The sequence below is a fragment of the Roseomonas sp. GC11 genome (assembly GCF_024437745.1).
Classification (GTDB): domain Bacteria; phylum Pseudomonadota; class Alphaproteobacteria; order Acetobacterales; family Acetobacteraceae; genus Pseudoroseomonas.
The window spans coordinates 159,313-178,719 of record NZ_JANFNY010000001.1 but is presented as its reverse complement, the minus strand read 5'-3'; the positions used below and the strand labels follow the sequence as shown (position 1 = coordinate 178,719).

At 71.8% G+C, this 19,407-nt stretch carries 22 protein-coding genes, 1 other RNA gene and 1 pseudogene; 8 read left to right on the top strand and 16 right to left on the bottom strand.

Annotated elements, in window-relative coordinates:
* From NON00_RS00815 to NON00_RS00780, 8 genes and pseudogenes are all read right to left on the bottom strand, one after another.
* Nucleotides 1-305, bottom strand: a pseudogene (locus tag NON00_RS00815) (hypothetical protein); the annotation flags it as partial.
* Nucleotides 306-327: 22 nt separating this feature from the next.
* Complete coding sequence (gene tolR / locus NON00_RS00810) at nucleotides 328-852, bottom strand: protein TolR (RefSeq protein WP_256016489.1); 525 nt, start codon at nucleotides 850-852, stop codon at nucleotides 328-330.
* A gap of 4 nt (nucleotides 853-856) precedes the next feature.
* Nucleotides 857-1,570: a protein TolQ gene (gene tolQ, locus NON00_RS00805; protein WP_256016487.1), complete on the bottom strand. Its 714-nt coding sequence runs from the start codon at nucleotides 1,568-1,570 to the stop codon at nucleotides 857-859.
* 104 nt (nucleotides 1,571-1,674) lie between these two features.
* Complete coding sequence (locus NON00_RS00800) at nucleotides 1,675-2,103, bottom strand: YbgC/FadM family acyl-CoA thioesterase (protein ID WP_256016484.1); 429 nt, start codon at nucleotides 2,101-2,103, stop codon at nucleotides 1,675-1,677.
* Complete coding sequence (gene ruvB / locus NON00_RS00795) at nucleotides 2,100-3,128, bottom strand: Holliday junction branch migration DNA helicase RuvB (RefSeq protein WP_256016481.1); 1,029 nt, start codon at nucleotides 3,126-3,128, stop codon at nucleotides 2,100-2,102. Before ruvB ends, NON00_RS00800 begins: the two co-directional genes overlap by 4 nt.
* Before the next feature lie 154 nt (nucleotides 3,129-3,282).
* Nucleotides 3,283-3,906 (bottom strand): Holliday junction branch migration protein RuvA, encoded by a 624-nt coding sequence (gene ruvA, locus NON00_RS00790; RefSeq protein WP_256016479.1) that lies wholly within the window; start codon nucleotides 3,904-3,906, stop codon nucleotides 3,283-3,285.
* Nucleotides 3,903-4,409, bottom strand: coding sequence for a crossover junction endodeoxyribonuclease RuvC (gene ruvC, locus NON00_RS00785; RefSeq protein WP_256016504.1), 507 nt, complete (start codon nucleotides 4,407-4,409; stop codon nucleotides 3,903-3,905). The genes ruvA and ruvC overlap by 4 nt, the downstream gene beginning before the upstream one ends.
* A gap of 5 nt (nucleotides 4,410-4,414) precedes the next feature.
* Nucleotides 4,415-5,164, bottom strand: a complete 750-nt coding sequence (locus tag NON00_RS00780) for a YebC/PmpR family DNA-binding transcriptional regulator (protein WP_256016476.1) — start codon at nucleotides 5,162-5,164, stop codon at nucleotides 4,415-4,417.
* 208 nt (nucleotides 5,165-5,372) lie between these two features.
* Here NON00_RS00780 and NON00_RS00775 point away from each other — a divergent pair, with 208 nt between their 5' ends.
* From NON00_RS00775 to NON00_RS00765, 3 genes are read left to right on the top strand one after another with little or no spacing between them, the layout of a single operon-like run.
* Nucleotides 5,373-5,951, top strand: coding sequence for a cytochrome b (locus tag NON00_RS00775; RefSeq protein ID WP_256016474.1), 579 nt, complete (start codon nucleotides 5,373-5,375; stop codon nucleotides 5,949-5,951).
* A 60-nt stretch (nucleotides 5,952-6,011) separates the two neighbouring features.
* Nucleotides 6,012-6,653, top strand: coding sequence for an MSMEG_1061 family FMN-dependent PPOX-type flavoprotein (locus tag NON00_RS00770; RefSeq protein WP_256016471.1), 642 nt, complete (start codon nucleotides 6,012-6,014; stop codon nucleotides 6,651-6,653).
* Nucleotides 6,654-6,713: 60 nt separating this feature from the next.
* Nucleotides 6,714-7,070: a hypothetical protein gene (locus NON00_RS00765; protein WP_256016459.1), complete on the top strand. Its 357-nt coding sequence runs from the start codon at nucleotides 6,714-6,716 to the stop codon at nucleotides 7,068-7,070.
* Nucleotides 7,071-7,221: 151 nt separating this feature from the next.
* Here NON00_RS00765 and NON00_RS00760 read toward each other — a convergent pair whose 3' ends face one another.
* The 5 genes from NON00_RS00760 to NON00_RS00740 all read right to left on the bottom strand — a co-directional run bounded on the left by NON00_RS00760 (nucleotide 7,222) and on the right by NON00_RS00740 (nucleotide 9,398).
* Nucleotides 7,222-8,043, bottom strand: coding sequence for a TIGR00282 family metallophosphoesterase (locus tag NON00_RS00760; protein ID WP_256016456.1), 822 nt, complete (start codon nucleotides 8,041-8,043; stop codon nucleotides 7,222-7,224).
* Nucleotides 8,044-8,048: 5 nt separating this feature from the next.
* Complete coding sequence (locus NON00_RS00755; RefSeq protein WP_256016453.1) at nucleotides 8,049-8,657, bottom strand: 5-formyltetrahydrofolate cyclo-ligase; 609 nt, start codon at nucleotides 8,655-8,657, stop codon at nucleotides 8,049-8,051.
* Nucleotides 8,644-8,799, bottom strand: a non-coding RNA gene (ssrS, locus tag NON00_RS00750) — 6S RNA. Before ssrS ends, NON00_RS00755 begins: the two co-directional genes overlap by 14 nt.
* Nucleotides 8,800-8,808: 9 nt before the next feature.
* Entirely contained in the window at nucleotides 8,809-9,144 is a 336-nt protein-coding gene (locus NON00_RS00745; protein WP_256016450.1) for a cell division protein ZapA, read from the bottom strand.
* A 2-nt stretch (nucleotides 9,145-9,146) separates the two neighbouring features.
* A complete protein-coding gene (locus NON00_RS00740; protein WP_256016447.1) occupies nucleotides 9,147-9,398 on the bottom strand; it encodes a hypothetical protein in 252 nt (83 codons plus the stop codon).
* A 98-nt stretch (nucleotides 9,399-9,496) separates the two neighbouring features.
* Here NON00_RS00740 and NON00_RS00735 point away from each other — a divergent pair, with 98 nt between their 5' ends.
* From NON00_RS00735 to thiE, 3 genes are read left to right on the top strand one after another with little or no spacing between them, the layout of a single operon-like run.
* Nucleotides 9,497-10,201: a hypothetical protein gene (locus NON00_RS00735; protein WP_256016445.1), complete on the top strand. Its 705-nt coding sequence runs from the start codon at nucleotides 9,497-9,499 to the stop codon at nucleotides 10,199-10,201.
* Between the two features lie 36 nt (nucleotides 10,202-10,237).
* On the top strand, nucleotides 10,238-11,161 hold the full coding sequence (locus NON00_RS00730) for a class I fructose-bisphosphate aldolase (protein ID WP_256016442.1): 924 nt from the start codon (nucleotides 10,238-10,240) through the stop codon (nucleotides 11,159-11,161).
* Nucleotides 11,161-11,832: a thiamine phosphate synthase gene (gene thiE / locus NON00_RS00725; RefSeq protein WP_256016439.1), complete on the top strand. Its 672-nt coding sequence runs from the start codon at nucleotides 11,161-11,163 to the stop codon at nucleotides 11,830-11,832. Before NON00_RS00730 ends, thiE begins: the two co-directional genes overlap by 1 nt.
* A 125-nt stretch (nucleotides 11,833-11,957) precedes the next feature.
* On the opposite strand, the gene NON00_RS00720 is transcribed toward thiE, so the two are convergent.
* The 3 genes from NON00_RS00720 to NON00_RS00710 all read right to left on the bottom strand — a co-directional run bounded on the left by NON00_RS00720 (nucleotide 11,958) and on the right by NON00_RS00710 (nucleotide 14,082).
* Entirely contained in the window at nucleotides 11,958-12,443 is a 486-nt protein-coding gene (locus NON00_RS00720) for a cupin (RefSeq protein ID WP_256016437.1), read from the bottom strand.
* 227 nt (nucleotides 12,444-12,670) lie between these two features.
* Entirely contained in the window at nucleotides 12,671-13,357 is a 687-nt protein-coding gene (locus NON00_RS00715; protein WP_256016434.1) for a glutathione S-transferase family protein, read from the bottom strand.
* Nucleotides 13,358-13,362: 5 nt separating this feature from the next.
* On the bottom strand, nucleotides 13,363-14,082 hold the full coding sequence (locus tag NON00_RS00710) for a glutathione binding-like protein (protein WP_256016431.1): 720 nt from the start codon (nucleotides 14,080-14,082) through the stop codon (nucleotides 13,363-13,365).
* A gap of 357 nt (nucleotides 14,083-14,439) precedes the next feature.
* Here NON00_RS00710 and NON00_RS00705 point away from each other — a divergent pair, with 357 nt between their 5' ends.
* Together NON00_RS00705 and NON00_RS00700 are read left to right on the top strand one after the other, a co-directional pair.
* Nucleotides 14,440-16,659, top strand: a complete 2,220-nt coding sequence (locus NON00_RS00705) for an EAL domain-containing protein (protein ID WP_256016429.1) — start codon at nucleotides 14,440-14,442, stop codon at nucleotides 16,657-16,659.
* Between the two features lie 10 nt (nucleotides 16,660-16,669).
* Entirely contained in the window at nucleotides 16,670-19,243 is a 2,574-nt protein-coding gene (locus NON00_RS00700; protein ID WP_256016427.1) for a hybrid sensor histidine kinase/response regulator, read from the top strand.
* Nucleotides 19,244-19,407: the final 164 nt, after the last annotated feature.

The window sequence follows — 19,407 nt, the reverse complement described above, 5'->3', positions numbered from 1 at the left end:
GGCGGCGGCGGCGGGGGGGGCGGCGGCGGCGTGGGCGGTGTCGGCTTCGCCGGCTCGCTCGACGGGTTGGGCGAGGGGTTGGGCGTCGGCGTGGGCGCGGGCGGTGCCGGCAGCGGCAGGGGCGAGGGCGCCTGGGCGAGCTGCGGCATGTCGGGCGTCACCAGCTCGACCGGCACGGCTTCCTGCGGCACGGGCAATTCCTTGCCCGGCATGCGGAGCAGCAGCAGCAGCCCGATCAGCACATGCAGCGCCGCCGAGATCGCCGCCCAGAAACGGAGGCCGTAGCCTAGGCCATGACGGGCCATGATGGTCGTGCCGTGATCCTGATCAGCGCCGCGGGGTGAGCGGCGCCGGCTGCTGCTGCGGGGTGGAAGGCGTGGCGGGACGCGCGCCGGAGGCGGCGGGGCGGCCGCCGGGGCCCGAGGGCTGCTCGGCCAGCAGGGCCACCTTGGTGAAGCCGGCGGAGGAGACGGTGCCCATCACCTCCATCACCCGGCCGTAATTGATGCCGCGGTCGCCGCGCACGAAGATGCGGCGCTCCGGCGCGCCGGGCTTCTGCTCGCGCATGATGGCCTGGAGCTGGGGCACCAGCCCCTCCAGCTGGACCTCCGTCTCCTGGAGGAAGATCCGCCCCTCGGCATTGACCGAGATGGTGAGCGGCTCGCTCTCCTGGTTGATCGCGCTGGCCTGGGTCTTGGGCAGGTCGATGGGCACGCCCACCGTCATCAGCGGCGCGGCCACCATGAAGATGATCAGCAGCACCAGCATGACGTCCACGAGGGGCGTCACGTTGATCTCGGCCATGGCGCGGTAGCGCCCGCGCCCCTTTCCGCCGCCGGTGGACATGCCCATGGTGTCAGCCCCGCTCCTCGGCCTGGCGGGAGAGGATGGCGCCGAACTCGGTCGCGAAGCCCTCCAGCCGCGCGGCGAAGCGCGCCAGGTCGGTGGTGATCTTGTTGTAGGCGAGCACCGCCGGAATGGCGGCGACGAGGCCGATGGCGGTGGCGAAGAGCGCCTCGGCGATGCCCGGCGCCACCACGGCGAGGTTGGTGTTGTTCATCCCGGCGATGGCCGAGAAGCTGTTCATGATGCCCCAGACCGTGCCGAACAGGCCAATGAAGGGCCCGACCGAGCCGACGGAGGCGAGGAAGACCATCCAGCGCTCCAGCCGGTCCATCTCGCGCTGGATCGCCACGTTCATGGCGCGCTCGGCGCGCTGCTGCACGCCGGCCAGGGAGGCGTCGGCCGGGCGGGCGGAGCTGCGCTCCCATTCCCGCATGGCGGCGCCGAAGACGGCGGCGATGGGGTGGGTCGGGCGCTCGCCCTCCTGCTGGTAGAGCGCCTCCAGGCTGCCGCCGGACCAGAAGCGGTCCTCGAAGGCATCGGCCGCGCGGTTCACCCGGCGCAGGCTGGTCACCTTCTCGAACACCACCGCCCAGACCCACACGCTGGCCACCAGCAGCGCCAGCATCACGCCCTTCACCACCCAGTCGGCCTGCATGAACAGGCCCCAGAGGGACAGATCGTGTGCCACCTGGCCGAGGTTGGACGCGGTCACGCTGTCACCCACGGCAATCTCCCTTCTCTCACCCCGCCGGCGAACCCGCCGGCCTCACCACGCACGCCCCAAGCCCATCCCTGGCCGCACCCTGGCGCTGGCGCAGGCTCCCCCGCTCAGGCCGGGGGCACCGTCTCCAGCGCCGCGCGGAAGGCGCTGCGCCAGGGTTCCGGCACCGGCACGGGGCGGACACCTTCCGCCCGCACACAGACCAGCCCGACCAGCAGCCGCGCCTTGTAGCCACCGGCCTCGTCGCGGATATCCTGGGTGAGGTCCACCGAGGCACCGCCCAGGCGGCGCACGGCGGTTTCCACCACCAGGGACTCGTCGAGGCGCGCGGGGGCCACATACTCCACTTCGATGCGCCGCACCACGAGCATCGAAGCGTGACGTTCTATCATAACTTGATGCGGCAAGTTTATGGCACGCAAGGATTCCGTCCGGCCCCGCTCCGCCCAGCGCAAGTAATTGGCGTGATAGACGATCCCGCCCGCGTCGGTGTCCTCGTAATAGACGCGGATGGGCCAGCGATGCGGCCAGTTCATGCCAGCCCCCCGCCCAGCAGGTCCGGCTGGGTGCCGGCCGGCGGGCTCAGGCCGAGATGGCGCCAGCCCGGATCGCCCAGCACCCGCCCGCGCGGGGTGCGCAGCACGAAACCTTCCTGGATGAGGTAGGGTTCCACCACCTCCTCCAGCGTGTCCCGCCCCTCGGCCAGGGCGGCGGCCAGGGTCTCGACGCCGACGGGGCCGCCATGATGGTGCTCCGCGATGCGGCGGAGATAGCGGCGGTCCATCGAATCCAGGCCCTTCGCGTCCACCTCCAGGCGGTTCAGCGCGGCATCGGCCATGGCGCGGTCCGCCGGCCTGCCGGAGACCAGGGCGAAATCCCGCACCCGGCGCAGCAGCCGCCCGGCGATGCGCGGCGTGCCGCGCGAGCGGTTGGCGATTTCCCGCGCGCCTTCCTCGGTCAGCGCGAAGCCGAGCTTCTGCGCGCCGCGCCGGACGATCAGCAGCAGTTCCTCGGGCGTGTAGAATTGCAGCCGCAGCGGGATGCCGAAGCGGTCGCGCAGCGGGGTGGCGAGCAGCCCGGCCCGCGTCGTCGCCCCCACCAGGGTGAAGGGCGGCAGGTCGATGCGCACGGTGCGCGCCGCCGGCCCCTCGCCGATGATGAGGTCGAGCTGGAAATCCTCCATCGCCGGGTAGAGGGTTTCCTCCAGGGCCGGCTGCAGGCGGTGGATTTCATCGACGAAGAGCACGTCGCGCGGCTGGAGGTTGGTCAGGATGGCGGCGAGGTCGCCGGCGCGCTGCAGCACCGGGCCGGAGGTGGCGCGGAAGCCCACCCCCATCTCGCGCGCCACGATCTGCGCCAGCGTCGTCTTGCCAAGGCCCGGCGGGCCGTGCAGCAGGACGTGATCCAGCGCCTCGCCCCGGGTGCGGGCGGCCTGGATGAAGATGGCGAGGTTCTCGCGCAGCGCCTTCTGGCCGGTGAAATCGTCCAGCGTCTGCGGGCGCAGCGTGGCCTCGGCGGCGTCTTCCTCGCTGCGGTGCGGGTTGGCGATGCGGTCGCTCATCGGCACAGATTCCGGGGGAATGAATTCCCCCGGACCCCCTTCTCTTTTTGTCCGTTCCCGGGCCCGCCGCTGGCGTGCCCTCCGGCGCCTTTTCTTACTGACAGAAAAAAGATGGGGGCCTGGGGGAATTCATTCCCCCAGCCTTTTTTCCTGTTCATCGCGGCGCCAGTTCCTTGAGCGCCTCGCGGATGAGCGGCTCCAGCCCTGCCCCCTCCCCCAACCTTTCGGCCACCCGCTGCACGGCGGCGGCGGCCTCGGCCCGCTTCCACCCCAGATTGGTGAGAGCGGAAATGGCATCCGCCTGTGCCCGGTCCGCCGGCGGCAGCTGCGCGGCGATGGTGACACTGCCCGGCGAGACCCCGGCCCCGGTCGGCAGCGCCCCCACCTTGTCGCGCAGTTCCGCCACCAGCCGGGCGGCGAGCTTGGCCCCCACACCGGGGGCGCGGCTGACCGCGCCCTTATCCCCCGCCATCAGCGCGCGGGCGAGGTCGGCCGGCGCCAGGGTGGAGAGGATGGCCAGGGCCAGCTTCGGCCCGACGCCCTGGATGGCCGTCAGGGTCCGATACCAGTCGCGTTCCGCCGCATCGGCGAAGCCGTAGAGCAGGATGGCGTCTTCCCGCACCACCGTCTCGATCAGCAGGGAGCCGGTGGCGGGCGGCTGCGGCAGGGCGGCCAGGGTGCGGGCGGAGCAGGCCACCAGATAGCCCACCCCGTTCACGTCGAAGATGCAGCCCCCGTCAAAGGGCGTATCGAGCCGCCCGGTCAGCTTGCCGATCATGCCAGGGTGTATCCCTTCGCCAGGGCGACGCGGGTGCCGCGGTGATGCGCGTGGCAGATGGCCACCGCCAGCGCGTCCGAGGCATCGGCGCGCTTCAGCGTGGCGCCGGGCAGCAGGCGGCGCACCATGGCGGCCACCTGCTCCTTCTCGGCATGGCCGGTGCCGACCACGGCGCGCTTCACCTCCATCGCCTGGTATTCGGCGACGGGGATGCCCGCCAGGGCCGGCGCCAGCAGCACCACCCCGCGCGCCTGGCCGAGCTTCAGCGCGGCGCCGGGGTTCTTGTTGACATAGGTGTGCTCCACCGCCGCCTCATCCGGCTTCCACAGGTCGAGCAGGGTGTTGAGCGCGCGGTGGATCTGGCACAGGCGCTCGGCCAGGGAGAGGTCGGCGGTGGTGGAGATCACCCCGTCCCCCAGGTGCCGCAGCCGGCTGCCCGCGCTTTCCACCACGCCCCAGCCGGTATGCTGGAGGCCCGGGTCAAGGCCGAGCAGCCGGACCACCGCCATCAGGCCGAGAGACGGGCGAGGATCTCTTCCGAGACCTCGAAATTGGCGGTCACGGCCTGCACGTCGTCATGCTCGTCGAGCACGTCGATCAGCTTGAGGACGGAGCGCGCCTTCTCCTCGTCGAGCGGCACGGTGACATTGGGGCGCCATTCGAGCTTCGCGCTTTCCGCCGGGCCGAATTTTTCTTCCAGCGCGTCGCGGACGGTGAAGAGGTCCTCGATGGCAGTGCGGATCTCGTGGCCTTCCTCGCCACTCTCGACATCATCGGCGCCGGCCTCGATGGCGGCTTCCAGCACGGCATCGGCGCTGCCCGCGGCGGCGGGGAAGCGGATGACGCCGTTGCGGTCGAACTGGAAGGAGACGGAGCCCGTCTCGCCCAGCGCGCCGCCATACTTGGAGAAGGCGGAGCGGATGTCGGAGGCGGTGCGGTTGCGGTTGTCCGTCAGCGTCTCGACGATGATGGCGACGCCGGCGGGGCCATAGCCCTCGTAGCGGACCTCCACATAGTCATCGCCGCCGCCGGCGCCGGTCGCCTTCTTGATGGCGCGGTCGATCGTGTCCTTCGACATGTTGGCCACGCGCGCGGCCTGCACGGCGGAGCGCAGGCGCGGGTTGAAGGCGGGGTCCGGCAGGCCCTGGCGGGCGCTGACGGTGATCTCGCGGATCAGCTTGGCGAAGGCGCGCGCGCGCTTGGCGTCCTGCGCGCCCTTCCGGTGCATGATGTTCTTGAACTGGGAATGGCCGGCCACGCGCTTGCTCTCCGGTATTCTCGGGATGTTCCGGGGGTCGGCTCCTATACCGTCCCGGGGCCTCTTAGGCGAGGGGGGCGAGGCCCGGCCGCTTCATCCGCCTCCCGCGCCCTCTTGCCCGCCCCCTTTGCCGGCCCCTTTGCCGGGCGGCGGCGCGGCCATAACATGACAGGGCCGCAATCCACCGGACAGAAAGGCGACTGCCCGCATGACCTCCCTTCCCTGGCGCGACACGCCGGCGCTCTATGGCCGCGTCAGCCGCGCGCTGCACTGGGGCATGGCCCTGCTCTTCGCGTGGCAGTTCACGGGGATGGGGGTGCGCGCCGTGCTGGGGCGGCACCCGGTCAGCGCCTTCTTCGTCGGCACCCATGCGCCGCTCGGCACGCTGCTGCTGGCGCTGGTGGCGCTGCGCGCGGCCTGGGCGCTGGCGCAATGGCGCCGCCGGCCGGGCCATGCGCCGGGCTGGGCCGGGCGCGCCGCCCTGGCCGGGCATCTGGCGCTCTACGGGCTGATGCTGGTGGTGCCCACCCTGGCGCTGCTGCGCGCCTATGGCTCCGGCCGGGCCTTCGCGCCCTTCGGCCTGCCGCTCTTCCCCGGCTTCCCGGGCGGGCCGGTGGGCTGGATGGTGGCGCCAGCCAATGCCCTGCATGGCTGGCTGGCCTGGCTGCTGCTGGCGCTGGTGGCGGGGCATGCCGCCATGGCGCTGCTGCACCGGCTGCGCGGGCAGGGCGACGTGCTGCGCCGCATGGCGGGCAGGATGGGCGGGCAGGATGGCGCCAGGGCCTGAAATCGTTTCTGCTACGGCATCCCGCACCGCCGGGACGCACCGCCAGGAAGCCGCCGCGCCATGACCGACAGCCCCCGCCCCACCCTCCACCCCGACCCGCACCGGGTGACCAGCCAGGAGGCGCTCTCCGCCCTCTACAACCCGCCCAGCGCGCTGGTGATGAACAAGGTGGCGAAGCGGGTGGACCCGCGCACCGCCGCCTTCATCGCCGCCAGCCCCTTCTGCCTGCTCTCCACCAGCGGCGCGCGCGGGCCGCACTGCACCCCGCGCGGCGACGCGCCGGGCTTCATCACCGTGCTGGACGAGAAGACCCTCGCCCTGCCCGACCGCCGCGGCAACAACCGGCTGGATGCGCTGCGCGACATCCTCGACAACCCGGCGCTCGCCCTGCTCTTCCTGGTGCCGGGCATGGGGGAGACGCTGCGCATCGGCGGCCTCGGCCACATCACCACCGATCCGGCGCTGCGCGAGCGCCATGCCGTGCAGGGGCAGACCCCCGCCACCGTGCTGCTGGTGGAGGTGCGGGAGGTCTACATGCAATGCGCCCGCGCCATCGCCCGCTCCAAACTCTGGGCCGGGCGGGCGAAGCCGGAGGCCGCGCCCAGCGGCGGCGAGCTGCTGGCCGCCCATACCGGGGGGCTGGTGGACGCGAAGGATTTCGACGAGACGCGCGCGCCGCAGATCATCGCGACGCTGTACTGAGCAGGCTTTCCGCAAGCACCCGCCGCCAGAATGCGGGGCCGGACCGCGATGAGGACAGGAATGAAACGCCACGCCACCCCTTGGCTGCTGCTGGCCTGCGCGCCGCTGCTGGCCGGCTGCGAGGAGCGCTGGGCCAAGCCCGGCGCCAGCCCCGCCGAATACGAGGCCACCCGCGCCCGCTGCGAGCAGCGCCTGCACGCCCAGTTCCCGCCCATCCTGGAGCGGGTGCAAAGCTCGGGCGGCTATGTCTCGCCCGTGCAGACCCGCTGCTCCGGCGATGCCAATAACCGCCGCTGCACCACCACCGGCGGCAACTGGGTGCCGCCCTCCTTCACCACCATCGACCACAACGAGGATGTGCGCGAACGCGGCATCGCCGGCTGCCTGATCGAACAGGGGTGGCGACGGGTGGAGTGATTTTTTTCAGGAAGGAAGGGTTCTTTTTTGAAAAAAGAACCAAAAAACTTTTTTTCAGTTGGCGTTCCGCTTCAGGCCTGAGGCGGGACGCCTAACTGAAAAAAGTCTTTTTGCTTCTTTTTCTTTAGAAAAAGAAGAATCTTAAAAAAAATCAAACCAAAGGCATCGCCTGCGCCAGATGGCCACCCAGGCGCACCGGCTCGATCCGCGTGGCGAGGCCGGTGGCGTCATCCGTCTCGACGAAAACACCGGCGAGGCTGGCGGTGCCCTCGGCCGGGGCCAGCTTCTCGCCCGGCACCTTCTTCCAGAAACGCAGCGCGGCGCCGCCCTTCTGCATGCCGATCACGCTGTCATAGTCGCCGCACATGCCGGCATCGGTCTGGTAGGCGGTGCCATTCTCCAGGATGCGGTGGTCGGCGCTCGGCACATGGGTGTGCGTGCCGACGACGAGGCTCACCCGCCCGTCAAAACTGTGGGCGAAGGCCATCTTCTCGCTGGTGGCCTCGGCGTGGATATCCACCAGGATGGCCTGCACGGTGCCGGAGGCGCCCATGCTGTGCTGCGCCAGCACCGCCTGCGCGGCACGGAAGGGGTCGTCCAACGGCTCCATGAACAGGCGGCCCATGACGTTGAGCACCAGCGCCTTGCGGCCACCCGGCACCTCAACCACCGTGGCGCCGCGCCCCGGCGTGCCGGGCGGGTAGTTCAGCGGGCGGATCAGCCGCGGCTCGCCATCGATGAAGCCGATGATCTCCTTGCGGTCCCAGGAATGGTTGCCGAGCGTCAGAACATCCGCCCCCGCCGCCAGGAAGGCGCGCACCATGTCCGGGGAGACGCCGAAGCCATGGCTGGCATTCTCGGCATTGACGACGACCAGATCCGCCTTCAGCCGGGCGCGCAGCCCGGGCAGTTCGGTGGTGAGCGCGTCGCGGCCGGCACGGCCGACGACATCGCCGAGAAACAGGATACGCAAGACGCTCAGGACCTTTCGGCAGGAAGGAAGCCGGCCTCGGTGGCGATGCCGGCCAGCGGCCGGTCATTCGGGCCGGTGGGAACCAGGGGCACCTCCTGCGCCGCATAGGCCACGCCGATGGCGGTGGCCCGGGGCAGCAGCGCCAGGGTGCGGTCATAATAGCCGCCGCCATAGCCCAGCCGCGCGCCGCGCCGGTCGAAGGCCAGCAGCGGCACCAGCAGCCAGTCCGGCCGCAGCGCCTCCGCCGCCTCGGGCGGGACGGAGGTGCCGAAGCGCCCGGCCACCAGCGCCTCCCCCACCCGCCAGCGGCGGAAGGTGAGCGGCTGGCCGCGCGGCGGCGTCACCGGCAGGGCCAGGGCATGGCCGCGCCGCTCCAGCCGGCGCAGCAGGGGGCGGATGTCGATCTCCTCCCCCATCGGCCAGAAGCCGCCGATGACGGCACCGGCGGGCGGCGGGCAATGGGCGAGGACGGTATCGGCCAGGGCGGCGGGTTTGCCGGCGGGGTCCACCGCCGCGCGCGCCGCCAGCGCGGCCTGCCGCAGCGCCGCCTTCCCGGCGGCCAGTTCGGGCGGGTCGGCCGCGGGATGCAGCGGAATGACGTGCGGAGCCACCATGGCCGTTGGCGTCTTATCCTCCTAAGGCCTGCGTGAGCAGGTGGGCGCCAGGTAACCGGACCAAGGCCCGGCCAGAGCCAGCTCCCGGAGGATGCTTATTGGCCCCAGGGATAAAGTTGCCTGACGCGCCGGGCAGCCCCGCAGGGTTCATTTAGGGGGCGTCGAGCGTCGCCGCAATGCCCTCGATCCGCTCGGCGAGGCGCGAGAGGCGCTCGGCCAGGACGGGGTCGGCCGCGGCGGCGCCGGCGGGGGCGGGCTGGGCCGACTTGGCGCGGGAGAGTTCGACGCGCAGATCGTGGATCTCATCGGCCAGCAGCAGGGAGGCCAGCAGCAGCAGGCGGCTCTCGCCGAACTGCCCGCCCATGGCGCGGATGGAGGAGACACGGCGGTCCACCTCCGCCGCCAGGGCGATGAGATGGGCTTCCTGCCCATCCTCGCAGGAGACGGGATGGGTATAGCCGCCGACGCGGACCGTGACCTGTCCCATGCTCAGCCTTCCTTGCTGGGGGTGGCGGGGGTGGCCGATTCGGCCTCCTCTTCCGCCGTGGCTTCCGAATCGGCGGCCTCGACCTCCGCCAGGGCGAGGCGCAGGCGGGAGAGGGTCTCATCCAGCCGGGCCGAGAGGGCCGCCACGGCCTCGGGCGGCACGCCCGCCGCTGGCGCGGGGCGCGCCAGGGCTGCCGCCAGCTTTTCCACTGCCCGCTCCAGCCGGGTCGCGGCCTCGCTCACCGCATCACTCATGCTGCTGCCTTCGCTCGCGCCGTAGACTTCATGATGTCAGGCTTTACGCGGCGTGCGCGGGCAGGGTCAACGGATGCTCAACAGATTGGCTTGCGGGAATGGCGCGAGAGCGGGGGTCTGACGGGGTGGTGAAGGCGGAAGCGATGGCCGGGCGGCGGGCCGTGCGGGTGCGCGGGGCGGCCCAGGCGCGGGCGGCGCTGGAGGTGGCGCGCGAGATCGGCTGGGCCGGGCCGCTGCCCCTGCTCTCGCCGCCGGGCGCGGCGGCGTGGCTCGGCGCGGCGGTCTTCCTGGCCCAGATCGCCGCCGCCTGCCGGGGGGAGAACGGGGGGGAAAACGGGGGGGAGGAAGGCGGGCCGATTCCGCCCCACGGCCCGCCTTCCGCCGCGCCCAGGCCCGCGGAATACCCCTCGCCAGAATGGCCGCTGCCAGAATGGCCCGTGCCCTGGCCCGTGCCCTGGCCGGTGCTGGATTGCGGCGCGGCGCCCGGGCTGGCCCTGGCGGCGCTGCGCCACGCGGCCACCCCAGCGCCGGCGGGCGCACCGCGCCTGCAAGCGCTGGTGCTGGACCCCGCCTGCCCCGCCTGGGAACAGGTGGCCGCCGCCGCGGCGCGCGCCGGGCTGCCGCTCTGGCCCGCCCTGCCCCCTGCCCTCGACCCCGGCCCCCGCCCCATCCCCGGCCCGGCGGAGCGCGCGCGCCTGCGCCACTGGCTCGCCGGAGCGGAAGCCAAGGACAGAAGCGGGGGGACAGAAGCGGGGGCGGCCCTCACGGCGGCTCCAGGTGACAGCCCCACGGCCCTCCGCTAAAGGCCCGTCACCCTCGCCGACACGGAAGGACGGACCATGAAGCTCACGCGCCGCGTGAAGGAAATCCTCTCCTGGTATGAGAGCGACAACCCCGGCACCAAGTCCAACCTCGTCCGCATCCTGATGGAGGGGCAGCTGCGCGGCACCGGGCGGCTGGTCATCCTGCCCGTGGACCAGGGCTTCGAGCACGGCCCGGCGCGCAGCTTCGCCCCCAACCCGGCGGCCTATGATCCGCGCTACCATTTCGAGCTGGCGGTGGAGGCCGGCCTCTCCGCCTATGCCGCGCCGCTCGGCATGATCGAGGCGGGCGCGGCCAGCTATGCCGGCGCCATCCCGACCATCCTGAAGGTGAACAGCTCCAACAGCCTGTCCACCACCAAGGACCAGGCGGTGACCGCCACCGTGGCCGATGCCCTGCGCCTCGGCTGCTCGGCCATCGGCTTCACCATCTATCCCGGCTCCGAATACCAGTTCGAGATGATGGAGGAGCTGCGCGAACTGTCGGCCGAGGCCAAGGCCGCCGGCCTCGCCGTCGTCGTGTGGAGCTATCCGCGCGGGCCGATGCTCGACAAGGCGGGCGAGACGGCGCTGGATATCTGCGCCTATGCCGCGCACATGGCGGCGCTGACGGGGGCGCACATCATCAAGGTGAAGCCGCCCACCGATGTCATCGCCCTCGACGCGGCGCGGAAGACCTACGAGACCTATCCGGTCGATACCGCCACCCTGGCGGCGCGCATCCGGCATGTGGTGGAGGCCTGCTTCGGCGGGCGGCGCCTCGTGGTCTTCTCGGGCGGCGAGGCGGGCACCGCCGAATCGATGATCGACATGGCCAAGGCCATCCATGCCGGCGGCGGCAATGGCTCGATCATCGGCCGCAACACCTTCCAGCGCCCGAAGGCGGAGGCCCTGAAGCTGCTGAACGACATCATCGCCGTCTACAAGACGCCGCTCGCCTGATGGCCACCGCCACCCCGGCGCAGGGGAAGCAGGGCGGCGGCGGGGAAGCCGGCTGCCGCCTCTACCTCATCACGCCGCCCGCCCTGGACCCCGCCGCCTTCGCCGATACCCTGGCGCGCGCCCTCGATGCCGGCGATGTCGCGGCGGTGCAGCTCCGGCTCAAGGATGTCGGGGATGAGGCGCTGAAGCGCGCCATCGACATCCTGCGCCCCGTGGCGCAGGCGCGCGATGTCGCCTTCCTGCTGAATGACCGCGCCGACCTCGCCCGCGCCACGGGCTGCGACGGCGCCCATCTCGGCCAGGGCGATGGCGACCATGCCCGCGCGCGCAAGCTGCTGGGGCCGGAGCTGATGCTGGGCATCACCTGCCATGGCAGCCGCCACCTGGCGATGGAAGCCGGCGAGGTGGGGGCGGATTACGTCGCCTTCGGCGCCTTCTTCCCCACCGCCACCAAGACCGTGGAGCACCGGGCCGAGCCCGAGATCCTGGAATGGTGGAGCGAGATGTTCGAACTGCCCTCCGTCGCCATCGGCGGCATCACGGCGGAGAACTGCGCGCCGCTGGTGCGCGCGGGGGCGGATTTCCTGGCCGTGGTCGGCGCCGTGTGGAACCACCCGGATGGCCCGGCCGCCGGGGTGAAGGCCCTCAACGCCGCCATCGCGGCCGCCTGAGGGGGAAAGATCCAGGGGGAAAAAATCCGGGGAAAAAGAATCCGGGGGGACAGGGTCCCCCCGGACCCCGCCTTCTGCTGGCGCCACCGGGGCACGGGGTCGCCAGGGGCGGAGTGCCGGCTCTCTCATGGCCGCCTCGGGTAAGGCTCCCCGGTGACGGGGCTGCCCGGCGGGTCCGGCAGGCGGGCGACGCGGGCGCGGACCTCGGCGGCCTGCCCGGGCGAGGCGCGGCGCTGGTCCGGCACCTGCCCCAGCGGGTAGGCGCCCACCACCAGCAGGTCCGCGCTGGCCTCCAGGCACTGGTGGCCCGTGCCGGCGGGCAGCACCACCACATCGCCCCCGCGCAGCGCAAACTCCGGCCCGGCCTCGCCCCCCAGGCGCAGCTGCACCGCGCCCGCGGCAATGCCCAGCGCCTCATGCGCGGTGGTGTGGAAATGGACATAGGGGTGAATGCCGTCCCGCCAGACGGGCGGCCAGCCATGGCGGGCGAAAAGCCCCTCCACCGCCTCGGGCCGCCCGGCGGCGAAGGCCGCGCGGTACAGCAGCACCGGAAGGCGGGGATTGTTGGGCACCCCCGCTTCACCCTGAAGCCAGATGGTCTCACGCGTCATCGGGTCATCCTGGACTGTGGTGCCAGGGCAACGGCAGGAGGCCCGCATAGGTTGCCCCCACAGGCCGGGGCAGCCCCGCCTCGGAGGCCGTCTGGCGAATAGGGCGCGTGGTCTTGAGAGGGGCTTTGACCCTCTCAAACTCTCCCCACCAAAGGCCTGAGGCCTTTGGAAACCCATGCGGGAGGCTCCCCCGCACAAGGGGAAGCCCCCTCAGGCCAGGCCGCCGCTCAGCAATGCGGCACGTGGCGCGCCAGGCCGCCGAACAGGTCCAGCATCCGCTCCCGCCACGCCGCCACCGGGTCATCCGCCTCCAGCAGCGCGAAGGCGGAGACACAGCGCGCCCACTGGAAATTGCCGAAGACGGCGTAGTCGGCATAATCCGGCGTGGCGCCGCCCAGGAAGGGCTGCCCCTTCAGCACCAGACGCATCGGCAGCAGCGCGGCGCGGAAGGCGCCCACGCGCTCCTCCCGGTCGGCCGTCACCTGCTCCAGCGTCATGCCGAAGCGCGCCTCCCGGCTGGCGCGGAAATAGCCGCGCTGCGCCTCGCCCAGCCAGGGCTCGATGTCGCTGAGGATGAGCCGACCGAGCAGCGGCAGCAGCGCGGCATCCGCCCAGGCGGCGGAAAGCCGCGCCGCCGCCGGGTTGCCGCCGGCGAAGAGCGCCGGGCGCTCCGGATAGGCGGCCTCCAGATAGGCGGCGATGGCCCAGGAATCGGAAATCACCCGCGCCCCATCCACCAGCACCGGCACCTTGTCCTGGCCGGAGAAGGCCAGGGCCGCGCTGTCGGCGAAGCGCCAGGGGATGCATTCCGCCTCCAGCCCCTTATGCGCCAGCGCCATGCGGCTGCGCCAGCAGAAGGGGCTGAAGCGCCGCGCGGGGTCTTCCCCCACCAGTTCGTAGAGGGCGAGGGCCATGATTCTCAGACCTTCGCCGCCGTATTGGACGCTGTCTGGCCGAACAGGATGGCGCGCGACTGCTCGTTGACCGAGGGCTGGGCGCCGGGATTGACCTCGGCGGCGCGGGCATAGGCGCGCTGCGTCGCCGGCCGCGCCTGGATGGCGGCGAACCAGCGCGCCAGCTCCGGGAAATCCTCCAGCTTCTGGCCCTGGCGCTCATGCGGCACGATCCAGGGATAGATCGCCATGTCGGCGATCGAATAATCATCCCCCGCGACGAAGGCGCGGCCCTTCAGCCGGCGGTCCAGCACGCCATAGAGGCGGTTGGTCTCCTTCACGTAGCGGTCGATGGCGTAGGGGATCTTCTCCGGCGCATACTGGGAGAAATGGTGGTTCTGCCCGGCCATGGGGCCAAGGCCGCCCATCTGCCAGAACAGCCATTGCAGCACCTCCGCCCGCGCCGCGACCTCGGCGGCGGGGGGGATGAAGCGGCCGGTCTTGTCCGCCAGATAGAGCAGAATCGCGCCGCTCTCGAACAGCGATACCGGCGCGCCGCCACCGGCCGGCGCCGGGTCCACCAGGGCGGGGATGCGGTTATTGGGCGCGATGGCGAGGAAGTCGGGGTGGAACTGCTCGCCCTTGCCGATGTTCACCGGCACCAGCCGGTAGGGCAGCCCCGCCTCTTCGAGGAACATCGTGACCTTGTGGCCGTTGGGCGTCGTCCAGTAATACAGGTCGAGCATGGCGCCTTCTCCTTGCCGCGTGACGGCGGTGGGGGTGACGCTAGTCGGCACCCGGCGCGCGGGCAAGCCGGCCTGCCCCATGCCGCCCCGCCCGCCGGAAGCCCCGCGCCTGGATGCCCATTTCCTGGACGCCATGCGGGGCAGCGGACGCCACGGCGCCAGAACGCGGCGCCAGACCAGAAGGACGAAAGTTCCACCGCCGCCCGCGCCAGAAGGCCCGTGCCACACGCCCCACCGCCTTGGACCTTGCAACATGGCCGCAGCCATGCCGTGCTCCGCGCAAGATGATACCTCAGCAGGCCTGCCCTCCGGCACGCGGAGGCTGCGCCGCGCTGAGACCGGCCCCCATGGAGCGAAATGGCCACGATCCTGATCCTGGATGACAGGACGACCAACCGCGACATCTTCACCCGCCTGGCGCTGACGCTGGAGCCCGGCGTGCAGGTGCAGTCCTTCGGTGACCCGCAGGAGGCCCTGGTCTGGCTCGCCAGCCACAGCACCGACCTGGTGGTGACCGATTTCCGCATGCCGGAAATGGATGGCGCCGAATTCACCCGCCGCCTGCGCCACCTCCGCCACGCCTCAGGCCAGGGGCCGGCCCCCGCCACCGACGTGCCCGTCATCGTCATCACCGCCTATAACGACCGCGCCTATCGCATGCGCGCGCTGGAGGCGGGGGCGACGGATTTCCTCCTCAGCCCGGTCGATCATTACGAATTCCTGACCCGGGCGCGCAACCTCCTGCGCATGCGCTGGCAACAACTTGAACTCCAGCGCCGCGCCGAATCGCTGGAGCAGAAGCTGGAGCACAGCACCCGCGCCCAGGAGGAGATGCTGCGCGACAGCCGCGCCGCCCTGGCCCAGGTGATCGACACCGTCCCCGCCCTGATCAGCGCGGCGGACCGCCAGGGGCGCTGCGTCTTCGTCAATGCCTGCCAGGCCGAATTCGCCGGCGCCACCCCCGAGGCGCTGGCCGGGCACGATGTCGAGCGCCTCTTCGGCCGCGAGCGCGCCGCCCGCTCCCGCGCGCTGGACGCGCTGGTCTTCGAGACCGGGCAGGCCCTGCCCGGGCGCGAGGAGGAGACGGAGACGCCGGAAGGCCAGCCGCGCATCTTCCTCACCACCAAGGCGCCGCTGCACAATGGCAGGGGCGAGGTGGTGGCGGTGCTGACCACCTCCCTCGAGATCACCGACCGCAAGCTGGCCGAGCGCCGCCTCGGCCACATGGCGCATCACGACGCGCTGACCGGCCTGCCCAACCGCGCCTTCCTGCGCGACCGGCTGCGCCGCGAACTGGCGCGCGGCCGCCGCGGCGACCACGCCTTCGCCCTGCATTTCCTCGATCTCGACCGCTTCAAGGCGGTCAACGACGCGCTCGGCCACCATGTGGGGGATGAGCTGCTGCGCACCGTCGCCCAGCGCCTGGAAGCCACGGTGCGGGAGGAGGATGTGGTGGCGCGCCTCGGCGGCGATGAATTCGCCATCGTGCAGAGCGCCGTCCACGGCGCGGAGGAGGCCGCCAACCTGGCCGACCGCGTCATCGCCGCCCTCTCCGAGCCGGTGTTCTGCGAGGGCCACAGCCTCTCCACCGGCGCCAGCATCGGCATCACCCTCTACCCGCGCGACGGCACCGACCCGGATGAGCTGCTGCGCAATGCCGACCTCGCCATGTACCGCGCCAAGGCGGAGGGGCGGCAGGGCTGGCGCTTCTTCGCCGCCGCCATGGACGCCCGCGCCCGCGAGGCCATGCGCATCGAGGCGGAGCTGCGCGCCAGCCTGGGGCGGGAGGAATTCCTGCTCTACTACCAGCCGCAGGTCGAGCTGCGCAGCGGCGCCATCATTGGGGCGGAGGCGCTGCTGCGCTGGCGCCGCCCCGGCCATGGCATCAGCACGCCCGGCGTCTTCCTCTCCATCGCCGAGGAGACGGGGCTGATCGTGCCGATCAACGAATGGGTGCTGCGCGAGGCCTGCCGGCAGGCGGAGCAGTGGCGCGCCGAGGGGCTGGCGCCGGTGCGCGTGGGCGTCAACCTCTCCCCCGTGCAGTTCCGCCGCCAGGATGTGCGCGCCCTGGTGCTGCGCGTGGTGGAGGAGACCGGCCTGCCGCCCGACCAGCTCGACCTCGAATTGACCGAGGGCATCCTGATGGAGCAGGACCAGGCCACCGCCGCCGGGCTGCAGGCGCTGCGCGCGCGCGGCATCCGCATCTCGGTCGATGATTTCGGCACCGGCTATTCCTCGCTCAACTATGTGAAGAACTTCCCCGTGGACCGCCTGAAGATCGACCAGTCCTTCGTCCGCGGCATGACCAGCGAACCCAACGATGCCGCGATTGTTCGCACAATTGTCGAGCTCGGCCACATGCTGAGGTTGCAGGTGATCGCCGAGGGGGTAGAGAATGAAGACCAGCTCGCCCATCTGCGGGCCGAGGGTTGTGACGAGGTGCAGGGTTACTACTTCAGCAAGCCCCTGCCGGCCGAGGAGTTCGCCCGGCTGCTGCGCCAGCCGCAGCCCTGGCAGCGCCTTGAACGGGAAACCGCCTTGCCCGACCCCAGCAATGCCCTGAGCCAGGGGATGTGAGACCCATGCCATGACCGCGCACCTGCCCCCCGTGCCGCGCCCCGGCTCCCTCGGCTGGCTGCGCGCCCGGCTGCGCGGCCGGCCCGACAGCGAACACGAGATGAGCTTCAACCGGCTGGCCTTCGCCGGGGTCATCACCCTGGTGGTCTGGGCCAGCGCCGGGCCGGGGCCGGCCCTGCTCGGCATGGCGGCCTTCTTCCTGCTCGCCTTCGGCCTGCTCGCCCATATCGTCGCGGTGCCGGATGTCTGCCCGCCGCGCCGCCTCGCCGCCGTGCTGCTCGACTGCGGCTTCCTCTCCCTCCAGCTCCACCTGGGGGGGGAGCCGGTGGCGATGTTCTGGCCGGTCTATCTCTGGGTGATCCTGGGCAATGGCTTCCGCTTCGGCATCACCTGGCTGCGCGTCGCCATGCTGGCCGCCCTGGCCGGCTTCGGCGCCACCGCCCTCGCCACGCCCTACTGGCAGGAGCAGGGCCACCTCGCCCTCGGCCTCTGGGCCGGGCTGCTGCTGCTGCCGCTCTATGCCGGCACGCTGATCCGCAAGCTCTCCCAGGCCAAGCAGCAGGCGGAGGCGGCGAGCCAGGCGAAGTCCCTCTTCCTCGCCAGCGTCAGCCATGAGCTGCGCACGCCGCTCAACGCCATCATCGGCATGGGCGGGCTGCTGCGCGGCACCCGGCTGGACGAGGACCAGCGCGACATGGTCCGCACCGTGGACAGCGCGGCGCGCTCCCTCCTCGCGCTGATCAACGACGTGCTGAACCTCTCCCGCATCGAGGCGGGGCGCATGCCCTCCGAGCATGAGCCCTTCGACCCGGCGGAGCTGCTCTCCGAGCTGCGCGGGCTGCTGACGGCGCAATGCCGGGACAAGGGCCTCTCCTTCAGCCTGCACCTGACGCCGCGCGTGCCCACCGAGCTGCGCGGCGATAAGCGCCACCTGCTGGAAGTGCTGCTGAACCTCGCCGGCAATGCGGTGAAGTTCACCGCCGAGGGCGGCGTGACCGTGGCGCTCGACGTGCTGCCGGCCCCCGCCCGCGGCGGGCTGCTGCTGCGCGCCGAGGTCTCGGACAGCGGCATCGGCATCGCGCCCGAGGCGCAGGAGCGCATCTTCGAGACCTTCACCCAGGCCGATTCCAGCATCATCAACCGCTTCGGCGGCACGGGGCTGGGCCTGTCCATCTGCCGCCAGCTCGTCGCGCTGATGGGCGGGCAGATCGGCGTCCGCTCCGCCCCCGGGGCGGGCAGCACCTTCCATTTCGAGGTGCCGGTGGAGGCCATGGCCGACGCCCTGCCGCGCCCGCTGGCCGGCCTCACCGCCGTGCTGCTGGACCCCGCGCCGATCCGCAGCGCCGCCCTGGCCGAGCGCCTGGCCGCCCTCGGCGTCGAGACCCGCCCCGCCGCCACGCCGGAGGAAGCCGCCGCCCTGCTGCGCACCCGCCCGGAAGGGCCGGAAGGGCGCTGCCTGCTGCTCGCCTATGCCGGGGAGGCCCTGCCGCCGCCCGGCGCCTCCACCCATCCGCGCGTGCTGATCGCCGAGGGCGCGGGGGAAGGGCTGCCGCCCGAGACGCTGCGCCAGGCCTGCGCCGCCCTGCTGCCCGCCCATGCCAGCGGCGAGGCGATCGCCGCGGCGCTCGGCGCGGCCCAGGCCCTGGCCCCGCCGCGCCACCACGCCACCGCCGCCCCCCCGCCCCTCCACACGGGCCTCTCCAGGGCGCCCGCCCAGGCCACGCCGGCGGGCGAAGCCGAGGCCCTTGCCGCCACGCCGGAGGCGCCGCCCGCCACCCCCACCCGCCGCCTGCGCGTGCTGGTGGCCGATGACAGCCGGGTGAACCAGCGCGTCTTCACCCGCATCCTGGAGCGCGGCGGCCATACCGTGCTGCTGGCCGACAATGGCGACATCGCCCTCGACGTGCTGGAGCGCGAGGCGGAGAGTCTCGACCTCGTGCTGATGGACCTCAACATGCCGGAGATGGACGGCGTCGAGGCCACCAAGATGTTCCGCATCATGGCGCTGGGGCAGCCCCACCTGCCCATCCTCGCCCTCACCGCCGACGCCACCGAGGATGCCGAGCGGCGCTGCGCCGAGGCCGGCATGGATGGCCATATCGTCAAGCCGGTGGAGCCCGAGGCGCTGCTGCGCATCGTCGAGGAACGCGCCCGCCCGCCGCGCCCCGGCCAGGCCCTCGCCCCGGCGGTGGCCGACATCGCCTCCCACCCCCGCTTCCGCGCCAGCGGCCCGGCGGTGGACATGGAGACGGTGGACAATCTGCGCCGCCTCGGTGGGGATGACTTCGTCCGCCAGCTCGCCCAGGACTTCGTGAGCGATGCCGCCACGCTGATCGAGGCCATCGGCCAGGCCGCCACGCAAGGGGACATCCCCCGCTTCCAGAGCGAGGCCCATGCCCTGCGCAGCAGCGCCGCCAACCTCGGCGCCGTCGGCATCACGCGGCTCTGTGGCGAGTGGCGCAAGCTGAGCCGCGAGGAGTTGATGCGCGAAGGCGCCGATCAGGCCCTGCGCGCCCGCGCCGAACTGGAGCGGGTACGCCAGGCCCTGCTGCCCTCCAGCAACGGGCAAAGCCATCTTGGCTGAAGCCCGCGCCCGAGGATTTCATTGACCAGAGGATTTCATTTAAAAGAAGCCTTCTTTTTCTGAAGAAAAAGAAGCAAAAAGACTTTCTCAGCTTGGCGTCCCGCATCAGGCCACAGGCGGGACGCCATCTGAAAAAAAGTTTTTGGTTCTTTTTTCAAAAAGAA

What these genes read in the sequence shown, in the direction of transcription:
- tolR (WP_256016489.1), bottom strand. Translation starts at nt 852, where the DNA reads ATGGGCATGTCCACCGGCGGCGGAAAGGGGCGCGGGCGCTACCGCGCC.
- NON00_RS00800 (WP_256016484.1), bottom strand. Translation starts at nt 2,103, where the DNA reads ATGAACTGGCCGCATCGCTGGCCCATCCGCGTCTATTACGAGGACACC.
- ruvB (WP_256016481.1), bottom strand. Translation starts at nt 3,128, where the DNA reads ATGAGCGACCGCATCGCCAACCCGCACCGCAGCGAGGAAGACGCCGCC.
- ruvA (WP_256016479.1), bottom strand. Translation starts at nt 3,906, where the DNA reads ATGATCGGCAAGCTGACCGGGCGGCTCGATACGCCCTTTGACGGGGGC.
- NON00_RS00775 (WP_256016474.1), top strand. Translation starts at nt 5,373, where the DNA reads ATGACCTCCCTTCCCTGGCGCGACACGCCGGCGCTCTATGGCCGCGTC.
- NON00_RS00770 (WP_256016471.1), top strand. Translation starts at nt 6,012, where the DNA reads ATGACCGACAGCCCCCGCCCCACCCTCCACCCCGACCCGCACCGGGTG.
- NON00_RS00765 (WP_256016459.1), top strand. Translation starts at nt 6,714, where the DNA reads ATGAAACGCCACGCCACCCCTTGGCTGCTGCTGGCCTGCGCGCCGCTG.
- NON00_RS00755 (WP_256016453.1), bottom strand. Translation starts at nt 8,657, where the DNA reads ATGGTGGCTCCGCACGTCATTCCGCTGCATCCCGCGGCCGACCCGCCC.
- NON00_RS00745 (WP_256016450.1), bottom strand. Translation starts at nt 9,144, where the DNA reads ATGGGACAGGTCACGGTCCGCGTCGGCGGCTATACCCATCCCGTCTCC.
- NON00_RS00740 (WP_256016447.1), bottom strand. Translation starts at nt 9,398, where the DNA reads ATGAGTGATGCGGTGAGCGAGGCCGCGACCCGGCTGGAGCGGGCAGTG.
- NON00_RS00735 (WP_256016445.1), top strand. Translation starts at nt 9,497, where the DNA reads ATGGCGCGAGAGCGGGGGTCTGACGGGGTGGTGAAGGCGGAAGCGATG.
- NON00_RS00730 (WP_256016442.1), top strand. Translation starts at nt 10,238, where the DNA reads ATGAAGCTCACGCGCCGCGTGAAGGAAATCCTCTCCTGGTATGAGAGC.
- thiE (WP_256016439.1), top strand. Translation starts at nt 11,161, where the DNA reads ATGGCCACCGCCACCCCGGCGCAGGGGAAGCAGGGCGGCGGCGGGGAA.
- NON00_RS00720 (WP_256016437.1), bottom strand. Translation starts at nt 12,443, where the DNA reads ATGACGCGTGAGACCATCTGGCTTCAGGGTGAAGCGGGGGTGCCCAAC.
- NON00_RS00715 (WP_256016434.1), bottom strand. Translation starts at nt 13,357, where the DNA reads ATGGCCCTCGCCCTCTACGAACTGGTGGGGGAAGACCCCGCGCGGCGC.
- NON00_RS00710 (WP_256016431.1), bottom strand. Translation starts at nt 14,082, where the DNA reads ATGCTCGACCTGTATTACTGGACGACGCCCAACGGCCACAAGGTCACG.
- NON00_RS00705 (WP_256016429.1), top strand. Translation starts at nt 14,440, where the DNA reads ATGGCCACGATCCTGATCCTGGATGACAGGACGACCAACCGCGACATC.
- NON00_RS00700 (WP_256016427.1), top strand. Translation starts at nt 16,670, where the DNA reads ATGACCGCGCACCTGCCCCCCGTGCCGCGCCCCGGCTCCCTCGGCTGG.